Annotated in this window: 16 protein-coding genes; 6 read left to right on the top strand and 10 right to left on the bottom strand. The window is 62.8% G+C overall.

Annotated features, from left to right (window positions below; all coding sequences use genetic code 11):
- Nucleotides 1-355 (bottom strand): PAS domain-containing protein (locus tag MJ601_RS15685; RefSeq protein WP_242128074.1); only part of this gene is annotated, 355 nt, incomplete at its 3' end.
- A gap of 50 nt (nt 356-405) precedes the next feature.
- On the opposite strand from MJ601_RS15685, the gene MJ601_RS15680 reads away from it, so the two are divergent.
- The 3 genes from MJ601_RS15680 to MJ601_RS15670 are packed head-to-tail and all read left to right on the top strand — an operon-like array spanning nt 406 to nt 3,303.
- The gene (locus MJ601_RS15680) at nt 406-1,581 is read left to right on the top strand and encodes a zinc-dependent alcohol dehydrogenase (protein ID WP_242128071.1); all 1,176 of its coding nucleotides are present in this window, start codon (nt 406-408) and stop codon (nt 1,579-1,581) included.
- 27 nt (nt 1,582-1,608) lie between these two features.
- A complete protein-coding gene (locus MJ601_RS15675; protein WP_242128069.1) occupies nt 1,609-2,202 on the top strand; it encodes a hypothetical protein in 594 nt (197 codons plus the stop codon).
- A 24-nt stretch (nt 2,203-2,226) separates the two neighbouring features.
- A complete protein-coding gene (locus MJ601_RS15670; protein ID WP_242128066.1) occupies nt 2,227-3,303 on the top strand; it encodes an ion channel in 1,077 nt (358 codons plus the stop codon).
- A 69-nt stretch (nt 3,304-3,372) separates the two neighbouring features.
- Here the strand turns inward: MJ601_RS15670 and MJ601_RS15665 are convergent, their stop codons facing one another.
- The 9 genes from MJ601_RS15665 to MJ601_RS15625 all read right to left on the bottom strand — a co-directional run bounded on the left by MJ601_RS15665 (nt 3,373) and on the right by MJ601_RS15625 (nt 9,903).
- Complete coding sequence (locus MJ601_RS15665; RefSeq protein ID WP_242128080.1) at nt 3,373-4,059, bottom strand: TMEM175 family protein; 687 nt, start codon at nt 4,057-4,059, stop codon at nt 3,373-3,375.
- A gap of 113 nt (nt 4,060-4,172) precedes the next feature.
- Nucleotides 4,173-4,583 carry a low affinity iron permease family protein gene (locus MJ601_RS15660; protein WP_242128064.1) on the bottom strand — a complete coding sequence of 137 codons (411 nt, stop codon included), beginning with the start codon at nt 4,581-4,583 and terminating at the stop codon, nt 4,173-4,175.
- A gap of 248 nt (nt 4,584-4,831) precedes the next feature.
- On the bottom strand, nt 4,832-5,143 hold the full coding sequence (locus tag MJ601_RS15655) for a hypothetical protein (protein WP_242128062.1): 312 nt from the start codon (nt 5,141-5,143) through the stop codon (nt 4,832-4,834).
- A 68-nt stretch (nt 5,144-5,211) separates the two neighbouring features.
- Nucleotides 5,212-6,111 (bottom strand): NAD(P)H-hydrate dehydratase, encoded by a 900-nt coding sequence (locus tag MJ601_RS15650; protein WP_242128060.1) that lies wholly within the window; start codon nt 6,109-6,111, stop codon nt 5,212-5,214.
- Nucleotides 6,108-6,875 (bottom strand): histidine phosphatase family protein, encoded by a 768-nt coding sequence (locus tag MJ601_RS15645; protein ID WP_242128058.1) that lies wholly within the window; start codon nt 6,873-6,875, stop codon nt 6,108-6,110. The genes MJ601_RS15650 and MJ601_RS15645 overlap by 4 nt, the downstream gene beginning before the upstream one ends.
- Before the next feature lie 85 nt (nt 6,876-6,960).
- Nucleotides 6,961-7,557, bottom strand: coding sequence for a DUF308 domain-containing protein (locus tag MJ601_RS15640; RefSeq protein WP_242128055.1), 597 nt, complete (start codon nt 7,555-7,557; stop codon nt 6,961-6,963).
- 110 nt (nt 7,558-7,667) lie between these two features.
- Entirely contained in the window at nt 7,668-8,312 is a 645-nt protein-coding gene (locus MJ601_RS15635) for an NrsF family protein (RefSeq protein WP_242128053.1), read from the bottom strand.
- Nucleotides 8,299-8,802 carry a sigma-70 family RNA polymerase sigma factor gene (locus tag MJ601_RS15630; protein WP_242128051.1) on the bottom strand — a complete coding sequence of 168 codons (504 nt, stop codon included), beginning with the start codon at nt 8,800-8,802 and terminating at the stop codon, nt 8,299-8,301. The genes MJ601_RS15635 and MJ601_RS15630 overlap by 14 nt, the downstream gene beginning before the upstream one ends.
- Nucleotides 8,803-8,958: 156 nt before the next feature.
- Nucleotides 8,959-9,903, bottom strand: a complete 945-nt coding sequence (locus MJ601_RS15625) for a LysR family transcriptional regulator (RefSeq protein WP_242128049.1) — start codon at nt 9,901-9,903, stop codon at nt 8,959-8,961.
- Nucleotides 9,904-10,079: 176 nt separating this feature from the next.
- Here MJ601_RS15625 and MJ601_RS15620 point away from each other — a divergent pair, with 176 nt between their 5' ends.
- The 3 genes from MJ601_RS15620 to MJ601_RS15610 all read left to right on the top strand — a co-directional run bounded on the left by MJ601_RS15620 (nt 10,080) and on the right by MJ601_RS15610 (nt 12,280).
- Nucleotides 10,080-10,415: an EthD family reductase gene (locus MJ601_RS15620; protein ID WP_242128047.1), complete on the top strand. Its 336-nt coding sequence runs from the start codon at nt 10,080-10,082 to the stop codon at nt 10,413-10,415.
- Nucleotides 10,416-10,505: 90 nt separating this feature from the next.
- The gene (locus MJ601_RS15615; RefSeq protein WP_242128045.1) at nt 10,506-11,405 is read left to right on the top strand and encodes an NAD(P)-dependent oxidoreductase; all 900 of its coding nucleotides are present in this window, start codon (nt 10,506-10,508) and stop codon (nt 11,403-11,405) included.
- On the top strand, nt 11,405-12,280 hold the full coding sequence (locus tag MJ601_RS15610; RefSeq protein ID WP_242128043.1) for an alpha/beta fold hydrolase: 876 nt from the start codon (nt 11,405-11,407) through the stop codon (nt 12,278-12,280). Before MJ601_RS15615 ends, MJ601_RS15610 begins: the two co-directional genes overlap by 1 nt.
- Nucleotides 12,281-12,348 lie beyond the last annotated feature (68 nt).

The raw sequence follows: 12,348 nt of genomic DNA, 5'->3' as shown, positions 1-12,348 counted from the left end.
AACCGAGGTCGGCGAAGCTTTTGCCGAGCATCTGGTCTGCCGAAAGTCCGAACAGACCGAGCATGGCGGGATTGGCATAAGCAAAGCGCCGCTGCGGGTCGAAGGCGTAGACGAAGTCGGGTATGGAGGAGATAACCGCGTGAAGGAAGCGGGCCCGGCCGATGGGCGCCGCGCCGGTCGCCTGATCCGGGCCAGCGGTGCACATGCCGTCGCCAAAATCCGCCGCGATCACGTTCCCCTCCCCGCCGGTGGTGCCAAAATCGCCATCCTGCCCGACCTCCTCGTGCAACTTGCCGGCGGTTCGGCAATGCCACGCACCCTCGGAATGTTCCCTAGGGATCGCCCGAATGCGCATGGGCTTGCTGCATGTGAATAAATCAACGTTCACACCCAGAGGAGATTCGCATGAAAGCGTTAGTTTGGCACGGCAAGGAAGATGTCCGGTACGACACCGTCTCCGATCCTGAAATCGGCCATCCCCGCGACGCGATAATCAAGGTGACGAGCTGTGCGATCTGCGGCTCCGACCTTCACCTGTTCCACAATCTGATCCCGGCCATGCTGCCAGGAGACATTCTCGGCCACGAGACAATGGGCGAGGTGGTAGAAGTCGGCAGCGCGGTCAACGGCTCGCTCAAGGTCGGCGACCGCGTGGTCATCCCTTTCACCATCCAGTGCGGCGAGTGCGATCAGTGCCGTCGCGGCCACTTCTCGCTCTGCCAGCGGACGAACCGGAAGGGAGAATTGGGCGACAAGGCATTCGGCCACAGGACGGCGGGTCTTTTCGGCTACACACATCTGACCGGCGGCTATCCAGGCGGACAGGCCGAATATCTTCGGGTTCCCTTCGCTGACACGACCCACCTCAAGGTACCGGACGGCATAGATGACGAGAAACTCCTCTTCCTGTCGGACATCCTGCCGACCGGCTGGCAGGCAGCGGTTCAGGCGGACATCGAGCCGGGCGACACGGTCGCCGTCTGGGGCTGCGGCCCCGTAGGGCAAATGACGATCCGTTCGGCAATCCTGCTGGGCGCCGAGCAGGTGATAGCGATCGACCATCTGCCCGAACGGCTTTCCATGGCTGCGGCTGCGGGCGCGACGATCATCAATTTTGAGAAGGAAAGCGTCATCGAACGCCTGAACGATCTTACCGGCGGCGAAGGGCCTCACAAATGTATCGACGCCGTGGGCGCGGAAAGCCACGTCAATTTGGGTCAGCCGGACACGATCCTGGACCGGGCCAAACAAATGATGATGACCGAGAACGACCGGCCCCACGTCCTGCGCGAGATGATCTATGCCTGCCGTCCGGCCGGCGTCATCTCAATCATCGGCGTTTATACAGGCCTCGTCGACAAGATCCCGATGGGCCAGGCGATGAACAAGGGCCTGACATTCCGCATGGCACAGGCACATGTGCCACGTTGGACTGAAGATCTGCTGCGCCGGATCGAAGACGATCAGATCGATCCGTCCTTCGTCATCACCCATAAAGTCGATCTTTCAGAAGGACCGGCAATGTACCGGACGTTCCGCGACAAGGCGGACAGTTGCATCAAGGTCATGCTCCGGCCCTGAACCATCCCTGCTTCTAGAGGTGTCATCATGCCGCTTACCAATATCACTGGAATTGCCCGTTCCAAGGAAGACCCCCGTATCGAACGCAAGGGCCCAAGCTCGCTTACCGGCCCCGACCATCTGGCCCGCGCGCTCGGCTGGTTCTCCATCGGCCTGGGCGTCACAGAACTGCTCGCGCCTGGCAGGATCGCACGGTCCTTGGGCCTGCGCGGTAAGCAGCGCCTGATCCAAGCTTATGGCGCACGCGAACTTGCAAGCGCGGTACCGACGCTGTCCGTGGACAAGCCGGTCGGCCTTGCGTCCCGCATAGCCGGTGACGCGATTGATCTGGGCACTCTGGCGCTGGCACTTCGCCGGAACAATCCGAAGCGGAACAATGCTGCGATCGCGCTGGCCTTGGTGATCGGAATCACTGTGCTCGACATAGTCGCCTATTCGGGGGTCAAGGCCGCACACGGTCGTCGGCCCGGCGGCGAGCGCGACTACTCCAGCCGCAGCGGTCTGCCGCGCGGACCGCAAGCCTCTCGCGGCCTTGCCCGGAAAGACTTCGACATACCCGCGGATTATCGGGCGGAAGGCACGGTGGCCGGCGAGATTCCCCACGCGGTCGCCTCGCTATAGTCGATCCATGTGACGGCATTGACAATGACGCTTGAACAGATCGGCGGCGCGGGGTTGATGCTGCTCTTCCTCGCCGACATTTTCCTGACGGTGCTCTACGCGCGCGCGGGCACCGGCCTGCTGGCGCCTTACTGGAACCGGCTCGTCTGGGCATCGCTCAGGAGGCTTTCCACATTATCGGGCCGGCATCGCGGGGCGGCCCTGTCATTTGCAGGGCCGCTTATGGTGATCCTGCTGATCGTGTTCTGGGCGCTCGGGTTGACGGCCGGAGCCTCGCTGATGATCCAACCCGAACTTGGGACGGCAATCAGGCCCAGCAGCGGCGGGGCCTCCAGAGACTTCGTCACGGCTCTTATGGTCGCCGGCAACAGCCTTTCAATCGTCGGTGGCGGCGACTATTCGCCGCATACGCCCGGTACGCAGTTGCTCTTTCTGCTCAACTCGCTTGTCGGCGCATCTGTTCTATCGCTCATCCTGAGTTATTTGGTCCAGGTCTATTCCGGGCTGCGCGAGCGCAACGCTCTTGCGCTTACCATCGACCTGCTCACCGCGCGCACCGGCGACGCTGCGGAGATGCTGGCACGGCTCGGTTCAGGCGGCGATTTGAGCAACGCGACCAGCGAACTCGGCAACCTCGTACAGCCGCTCGCCGTGACAAAGGAGGCGCATCATTTCTATCCGCTGCTCTTCTACTTCCGCTTCGAAGACCCCCTCTACTCAGTATCCCGGCTCACATTCATCCTCCTTGACCTCACGACGCTGATCGATACCACGCTCGATCGGCAGAAATATCGTTCGCTGCTGTGTTCAGTGCCCGTTTCCTCGTTACGCGAAGGTGCTCGCCTCCTGCTCGAGACGTTGGATCGAAATTTTCCGACCGCGGGAAAAAGCCCGGCAAATGCTTCGGACGTATCGCATTCCCGCGAAAGCTATGCCGCCGCCATTGCGAAGTTGCAGCAGGTGGGGATTGACGTGCACCGCGACTATGGAGGCTATGCCGATCAACGCGCTCGCTGGGAACCGCTCATCCGCCGCGTGGCGCTGACCCTGGGCTACAGCATCGATGAGATTGATCGTCGTTACATGTCTACGCCTGGGTAATTTCCGAAGGTAGCAATCAGATCAATCTCTCCGGATGTCACTGTCGGGTGGAAACGAAGGCGCCATCCATCAAGCTTCGCCTTCCACGATCGGCGCCCGGGTGCCATAGACAGGAGTTTCCGGGGGGCGGAGATGGAAAAGGGTAACGGCCGTGGCGATGGCAAGCCCGACTTCCCATCTGAGAAAGGCGGTTGCTCCCGCCACGAGCATCAACAAGGTGCTTCGGCGATAGGTTCGGTTCAGACGCTGCACATAGGCAGGGTCCAGCCGCTCATCGACCTCCCCCATGGCCAGCCCGGTGCGCCACTTCACCCACCAGGTCAGCGCCAGGGCTGAAAGGCTCAGGACATAGATCAGCCCGCCCTGACGCGCCGCAGCAGGTACAGCCAGGCTGTCGGCAAATGCCCGCGTGGGGAAAGCGATGAAACCGATCATCGCCAGGAAAAGCATTGTGGCAAGCAGGAAACGATGGCCCACCGTTCGGTAGATGGCTCCCGAAAAATGATGTTGCACCCAATAGATACCGATGACCAGAGTAGCCAAGCCATAGCCCAACCATTCCGGCCAGAGCGAGAACAGGTCGGCAAGGAAGCGGCTGCTGGGCTCGGGCAGCCTGATCTCGACGATCGGCAGGGTGAAGGCAATCGCAAAGACTGCGTCGGCAAAGGCCTCCAAACGCGAAGTGCTTCGCACAACGCCGTCGCCTGGATGGTCATCGCGGCGCGGCGGAGCATGGGATGTGCTATCCTGCACCATCAGCACTCAAACAGCCATACGTCCATTTTGATCCTGTCGGAATGCGCTTCGTCGCGATCAAGGCGGAAGGGCGCACGCCGATCAACGCATTATTGGAACGCGCTGCGTAAGGGTCAGGACCTCTCGATAATTCGCTCGACACTGTCGTCAGCCGTGCCTGCCTTTCCGTCCGCACTGCCCACTTCTCTCTCCAAGGCAGCTCTTATGTCTTCCACCTCCTTGGCGGTTCGATGCTCGATCCCGATAAATTGCTCGCGCGCTGAATCAAGCGCGCGGATCACCTCATCCAGTTTCGCCTGCATGGCCGCAGCGTCCCGGTTCTGGCTGTTCTGGATGAGAAAGACCATCAGGAAGGTGATGATCGTCGTGCCTGTGTTGATGATGAGCTGCCAGGTATCGGAATAGCCGAACATCGGTCCGGTGATTCCCCAGATGAGGATGATACCGAGCGCCAGCGCGAAGGTGATGGGCTGACCGGCCGCAGCGGCGATGCGGGTGGCGATAAAGGTGAAGATGCGATCCATCTGGTCTGTTTTCCTTGTCGCGCTGGTGTCAATGGAACCAGCAACAATCAGAAACAACCCAGCGGCTGAAATGATCAAAAGCGCAGCGATAAAAACGACCGGCTATCCTGTATCCGCGTCGAGTGTCTTGCCGCTCGGGATTGTATCTTTGACAGGCGCGGACTCCGCAACGATCTGAAAATCACGGATCAGCCCTTTGACCGCCCGATGGAGCGCGGGACACCATACCGGTATCCTGGCCGTCTCCATCAAATATGCCTTGCGATCGCTGCGTCAATCATCGCCCGATAAGCCGTTCGCGCCCGCTCTGGATCGATCTCGGCCCGCCTGGCTCCGGCGCGGATCATGGCATCGGTGGGATCGAGCATCACAATCAGCAGGCCCTTGGCTTCGCGTGCGGTCGCCTGCCACTGGGTACCGAATTCGGGATGATGGTGATCTGGGGCAATGCCCTTCTGCTTGCAGATGGCGCGAGCGAGCCGTTCGATCATTTCGATGTCGTCCATGAAGATGATACGAACATTCCAATCGGGGGTTCCACCGGCATCATCGACCGGCATCGCCCCTTGCCTCGGCCAGTCGATGAGCAGATGGCGCACATAGGGTGCCGATCGCAGGACCGCGATCTTCAGAATTCGCCCTTGCCGGTTGGGTCGTTCAGGATTTTCGGGATGAGGGGCAAAATCTCCCGCGCTAGAAAGCCTATGCCGCCCGTCTGGCTCTCCAGCCTGCGCCCTGCCCGGCCATGCACCCATGTCGCCCAGGCCGCCGCCGCCAAGGGGACGACGCCGCGCGCCGCCAGTCCCCCGACGACCCCGGCGAGAACATCGCCCGACCCGCCGGTCGCCAGGCCCACGCATCCCCCTTCGTAAAGCAGAATGTCTCCGTTCGGCCCGGCAAGGATAGTTTCCTTCCCCTTGAGCATAACGACGGCTTCGAAACGCTTGGCTATGTCCTGAGAAACCAGCTTGGGATCGGCGGCGACTTCCCGTCGCGTCAGTCCGGCAAGGATCGCCATCTCGCCATGATGCGGGGTCAGGATCACATGACCCTGATGCCGCGCAATGACGCTTTGCAGGTCGCGAGCGGCGGTCAGGGCAGCCGCGTCCAGCACGATCGGCAACGGCGTCTCTATTCCTTCGAGCACCGCCGTCACGAGTTCGTCGGTTTGGGGGCTGACGCTCATGCCCGGTCCCAGAATCAGCCCGTCGCAATGCAAGGCACGCTCGATCAGAAGATCGGCTGCGCTGGCGGCGATCTCGCCATTGTCCTGGGCAGGCAGGGCGATCATGGCGGCCTCGGGCACCAGCACGCCGAGCGGCAGCGCAGCGGAGCGCACGGTGGCCATTTGCAGCTTGCCCGCACCGGCCCGCAAAGCCGCCTCGCCCGTCAGGCGCAGGGCGCCAGGCACGAATTCAGCGCCACCCACGGCCAATATCCGTCCGCGTTCATTCTTGTCAGACCCTTCATCCATCGGCGGAAGCGGATGATCCCGGAGCCATGTCGCATCGAGCCGGGTCTCCCTCATCCCCGTGCACCTGCAATCGCATCGGGGGATTTGGTAACGGGGGTGGCTTCCTGCTCCATCGGCGCAGTGACATTATAGCGCGCCAACACCAGTCCCCCGCCGTGCCCGGCATCGGGATCGAACCGATAATCGGTGATCGCGCAATTGGCGATATCGCCGGCGCGGTCGATCGCCAATATATCCTCCTCGGTCATGCCCTCGATAATGTAGCGCAGGCACAGTATCACGACCTGGTGGGTGAAGATCATCACCCGCCGTCCGGCGTGATGGAGGGCGATGGTGTCCATTACCGATCGCAATCGCAAGATGACGTCGCACCAGCTTTCTCCGCCCGGCGGGCGATGATAGAATTTGCCCAAAAGACGCCGAAACTCCGCCTGCTGGGGTTCGAGATGGTGGATGCCACTGACGGTCAGGCCGTCCAATATCCCAAACTCCTTCTCTCGCAGTCGCTCATCGAAGCAGATGGATTCATTGGGCCGGCAGCCTCCAGCTGCGCGGAACAGATCGGCCGTCTGGCAGGCACGCCTGTAGGGGGAGGAGAGCAGGACTTCCGGCCGGGCATCCTCTCTTTCGCGTGCGAACCAATGGCCCAATGCCATGGCCTGCTGGCGACCGAGATCGCTGAGCGGTACATCCGCGTCCCGCTCGGAAAGGGCTATTCTGTCGATTTCTGCCAGGGTGGCCGCATCTCTGGCAACATTGCCCGCGCTCTGCCCGTGCCTGACGATGACAAGCTGTCGGGGCCAGTGTATCGATGGCATAGCGTTCCTTTCCGATCGGTCGGACAACGGCCGGAAGAGGCGTTCGATCCTTCGGACCGTCACCGCCTTCCAGAGATATTCCGGCTCAGGCGGCGCTGTGCCTCGACTTGCGGGCATCGCTCACCGCCAGGGACACGGCCGCAACCAGGAAGTAGAAGGCGCCGAAGGCCGCGTAGGGCGCGATGCTGAGGATGCCCACCGGCTCCAGGCCCTGCGCCATCCTGATCATGAAGGCGGCGGCGAGGGCGGACTGGGCGCCGCTCAGGATCATGGCCCACTGGGCGCCGGCAGTCTTCCAGCGGCCCACCGCGGTCGCGAGTTGGAGGATTCCCGAAAAGGCCGCCCACATGCCGAAGACGATCAGCATGCCGTTCATGCTGTGCCTGAGCGCGACAGCGACAGCGATCGCGGTGATGATGCTGACGAGGAAGTTCAGGAGTTGGGCTCTATTCCGCCGCAGGCCGCCGCTCCGCTGGGCATCGACGAAATTGGCGATCGCGTCCCACGCCGGATAGCCGACCAGCATGATCGCTGCGAGGAGGGGCAGGTTTTTTGCGATGGCGAATGCCAAGGCTACCCAGGCCGCGCAGAAGGCGAAGCGAGTGAAGTAATAGCGTTTGAGCCAGTGCGATGCCGCCTGGACCGAGCGAGCGGCCTGGGGGAGCTGGGCGGTCATGGTCATGTGGGTGTTCCTTTCCCGGGGGCAAGATGAGGACGCACGTTGTCCGCCCCCAGGCGAGGACAACGGGCACGAGCGCATGGGAGAAGCTGGCCGCCGCAGCAGCGAGCGGGTTACAAGCGGAAGCGTCTCGGCAGGAGCCAGCGCGCTGCGAGCGCGACGAAGGTGACCCCCAAAGAATACCAGACGGCGATATAGAGCGGGTCGTTCATGGGGCAGCAAAGGGTGAAGATCAGGGCCGCGCAGGTGGCAGCAGCAAGGCCGCACGCAAGCGCGCTCTCCTTCGGGCGCACTGGAGCCGCCCGTCGCATCAGCACGCCAAGCGCGGCCATCATGGGCATCGCCAGGACAGTGATCGTGGTGGCGCAGAGCATGCCGTGAACCGGGGAAAGGCGGTCGAGAAGCGATCGGCCGCTGTCGGCGGCGGACGTCACGAGCAGGCCTCCCGCGATTGCCAGCGCGGCCGTACCGAGCGCCAGCATCAGGCCCCGCCGCGACGAGGCGGGCGGCGCCAGCGATCGCATGGCGATGGTGCAGGTCATACCGGCGAGGAGCGCCAGGCTGCCCATCTTCCAGATCATGTAGGGGGAAAGGATCACCAGCCCCATGTCCGGGCGCATCGCGCCTGTCCACAGGATGACGCCGAGTTCCGCCGCGCCGAGCGCCACCAGCAGCGCGATTTCCCGCAGCATGTTGCGCCGCCTGACCGGTGCGAGATCGGACGACAGGTTGAGAATGAGGGCGTCAGTCGATGTCATCGCTCTTCTCCAGCATGACGGTCAGGCGCGCAAGCCCGCGGTGGATGTTCATCTTCACGGCCGACAGCGACAGCCCCGTTTCCCGCGCAGCATCCTCGATGCTGTAGCCCTGGAGCTTGACCAGCGTGATGGCCTGCGCCTGCGTCGGCCGCAGCTCGTCGAGCAGACGGGCCAGTACCGAAGCGCTCGTCACTGCCGTCTCATGGTCGGCGACCGGAATGTCGGCAAGCAGCTCTTCCAACGGTCGTTGTGTGAGGTTGCGAAGCTGGTCGATCCATTTGCGCCTTGCAATTCCGGCCAGCCAGGGCGCCAGGGGAAGCCGCGGATCGTAGGTGTGCCGCCGCCGGTGGACCGCAAGCAGGGTCTCCTGCACGGCATCGTCGACGTCGCCCGCCGGAAGGCGTCGACGGAAATAGGAAATCAGCCAGTTCGACATTTCCGTCAGGAGCCGCCGATAGGCACCGCCATGACCCTCCTGCGCGGCTGTCATCAAGGCGCCCCATGCGTCCTGACCTCCGGCGGACGCGGAACTGGCGCGGCTGCGCTGCAGAGCCCGGCGCCCGAGCGGCAATCTGAATATCGGGTTGGCGACCATGACCTCCTATTCGCCGGCAAGGTGGAAACGGTCACTGCGGCCGGAAGTTTTTTATTCGCCTTGCCGAACCGGTTTGCCATCGCCGAAGGGATCGGGCCGTTTCCGCCGGATGTCCAGATTGACGGGAACAGCCTGTCGGCTCGCACCGGCGCGTGACCGCGCGTTCTCCACATGCTCGACGACAAGGGCAATGAAGGCGCGCAGGCGGCTTAGATGCCTCAAGTCACGATGATAGCCCATCCAGATGTCCCGTCCGGGTGGCTGCGCCGGCAGGTCCAGGAGGCGCAGATCGGGCAGTTGGCGGCCGATTACCTGGGGGAGGACCGCGATTCCGACACCCTGGCTGCACATCCGCGCCTGCACATTGCGGTTGTTGGAACGCAGGATCGGCCGCGCGTTGGGGAAGCTTTCCGTCAGCCAAGCAATATCCGGGAAATGGCCGGTCGACGTGTCGTGTGTGATAAGCCGAAAGCCGCTCCCGTCGCCAAAGACCGGCTCTGGAGCATCCACCGCGACATAGGCGCCATAGGCGAGGCCGACCAGCCGCCGCTGTACGATATCGGGCGTTTCAAATGGCACGATCCGGAAGGCGATGTCAGCCTCCCGCTGCGCGAGGCTGAACAGGCGGGTTCCCGTCAGGACCTCGATTTCGACATTGGGATGCGCCTCCACATAGTCGGTGATGATCGGGGGCAGGACATAGGCGCCGAACCAGTCGGCGGATGAGATGCGCAAGCTTCCTTGATAATTCTGCTCCTGTCCCGCGAGCCGACGCTCCATCGCGAGGGCACTTTCCTCCATCTGTTCCGCCAACGCGACGATGGCGGCGCCTTCCTCGGTGGGCACCAGACCGTCCGCGGTCCTTTGGAACAGCACATGGCCCATGGCTTGCTCCAGCGCGCGAAGGCGGCGCCCGACGGTGGGATGACTGAGGTGCAGCGCGCGGGCCGCGCCGCCCAATGATCCGGCTCGCGCGATCGCAAGGAAGATTCGCACATCGCTCCACTGCATGGCGAAGCCTTACATGAATGAACATGGAACGTACAGCTTTGTCAGTTTCCGAACGAATCTGATTGCCTAAATTCTCCCTGACGACGGTTCGACACAGAATCGCCGAGCGAAGGGGGGGCGACGTCCTCCCTCCGCACCACATGCCCAACATGGAGGCTCTCATGGCTGAACAAGCACAACCGGCCGACGATGCGGAAGCTGTCGTCTATGTGATCTACCAAGGTACGCCCGCCGACCGCTTCGATCGTGGATATTATCTCGAGCGGCACCTGCCGCTTGTGATGCATGCCTGGGGGCGACACGGGCTCGAACGCCTGACTGCCTTCTTTCCCGCACTCGAAGCGCCGGGAACGGTCGCTGTCTGCGAATGCCGTTTCCGGGACGAAGCGTCGATCGAACGCAGCTTCAACAGTCCGGAGTGCGAGGCGGTCATGGCCGACATCACCCGATATACGGACCTTAGGTCCATCCAGTTGCGGGCGCGACCACTCCGTTGACCCGCTTAGCATCCGGATCGCCGGCAAGTGCGGAGCGAGCGGCTCCTATCCGGCAGTCCGGCGAACCCCTTCATTCCCAGGAGATACATTATGCAGATCGGCTTCATCGGTCTGGGCAGCATGGGCATCCCGATCGCGCGCAATCTTGCCGCAGCAGGCCATGAGATACGCGCCTGGAACCGCACGGCCATTTCACCGGAGACGATCCCCGGTGTGACGCTCCTCCGAGACCCGGTGGAGGCCTTTCGAAGCGAGGTGGTCTTCACCATGCTGTCGGACGACGCGGCGATCCGCGAGGTGGTGCTGGAGCCCTCGCTTCTCGCACGGGCGAGGGCCGGATTGGTCCATGTCGTCACCTCCACCATCTCCATCGCCTTCGCGGAAGAGCTGGCGAAGCTGCACGCAGACGCGGGCGTGGGCTATGTGTCTGCGCCGGTGCTCGGGCGCCCGAATGTCGCCGCGAAGGGTGAGTTGAATATGCTCGTCGGCGGAAAGGTCGATGCCGTGGCCAGGGTCGAGCCTCTGCTCATGCCGTTGAGCAAGAAGATATGGAAGCTCGGCGAGGTGCCCGCCCAGGCCAACGCGGCCAAGATCGCCGCAAACATGATGATCGCGATGGCGATCGAAGCGATGGCCGAGGGCGTGGCCCTGACCGAAAGCGCAGGCCTTGATTGCAGCCGCTTCTTCGAACTGATCCTGGGCACGCTCTTTTCCGGTCGAACCTACGAAAGCTATAGCGCTCAGATCATGGAGCGCGCGTTCGAGCCCGGGTTCAAGGCGGCGCTCGGCCTCAAGGACCTGCGGCTCGCGACCGAAGCGGGCAGCCGGACCATAGGCAGGCTGCCCATGCTTGAGGCGGTGCAGAAGCAATTGGGTGAAGCCGTTTCGGCCGGGCTGGGCGACAAGGACTGGTCGATCATGGCCGACTGGACCGTTCGGGGCGGCAACCGATCCGCGCTTCCGGGCGATGCTCAACAACAATCCGTCTGATGGAAGGCCAGACCATGATGACAAAACTGGAAGGGTTCGCCCAGCAGCTCGTCCCGGCGAACGGCATCAAGATCCATACCGTGACCGGTGGCGCAGGCTCGCCGATCGTGCTGCTGCACGGGTTCCCACAGACATGGTGGGAGTGGCGTCATGTCATGCCATTGCTGAGCGATCGCTTCAGGGTGGTAGCCATGGACCTGCGCGGCGCGGGCTTTTCCGATTGCCCGCAGGACGGTTACGACAAGGTCACCCTGGCCGAGGATGTGCACGAAGCAATGACCGCGCTGGGGCATGATCGCTATGCGGTCTGCGGTCATGACATCGGCGGCATGGTCGCGGTGGCCCTGGCCGCGAAGCACCGCAACGCCGTCACGCACTTGGCCGTGCTCGATGTGCCGGTGCCCGGCTGGAGTGAATGGGAAGCGACCGCTGCCAAGCTATGGCACTTCGGCTTTCACATGAACCGCGACCTCCCGGAACGCCTCATCTACAGTCGCGAGCACGACTATGTCTCTGCCTTTATCGCCGAGCGGATCTACGATCACAACTGCTATGATCCTTCGGACATCGCAATCTTCGCCAAGGCGCTGGCGTTTCCCGGCCGGACGCGCGGCAGCATGGAATGGTATCGGGCCTTTGCCACCGATCATGCCGCCGCGCTCGAATGGAAGAAGCATCCGCTGGAGATGCCGGTGCTCGCCCTGGGCGGAGACCAGCGGTTCGGTTCGCGCATGGTGCCCATGCTGGAGGAGTTCGCGATGGACGTGACCGGCGGTGCGATCGAACGCTGCGGTCACTATGTTGCGGACGAGCAGCCAGGCGAGGTGGCCGCTGCCCTGGTCCGCTTTCTCTCCCCAAAAGGAGCGACGGACTGATCCGGCCTTGCAAGCCTGCATATGCCAGATTGGCCTTGAATGCAGGACAAACTCAAGAGATGCCGCTC

Source organism: Sphingobium trunci, assembly GCF_022664535.1.
Lineage (GTDB): Bacteria > Pseudomonadota > Alphaproteobacteria > Sphingomonadales > Sphingomonadaceae > Sphingobium.
This window is presented reverse-complemented; position numbering and strand designations above follow the sequence as displayed.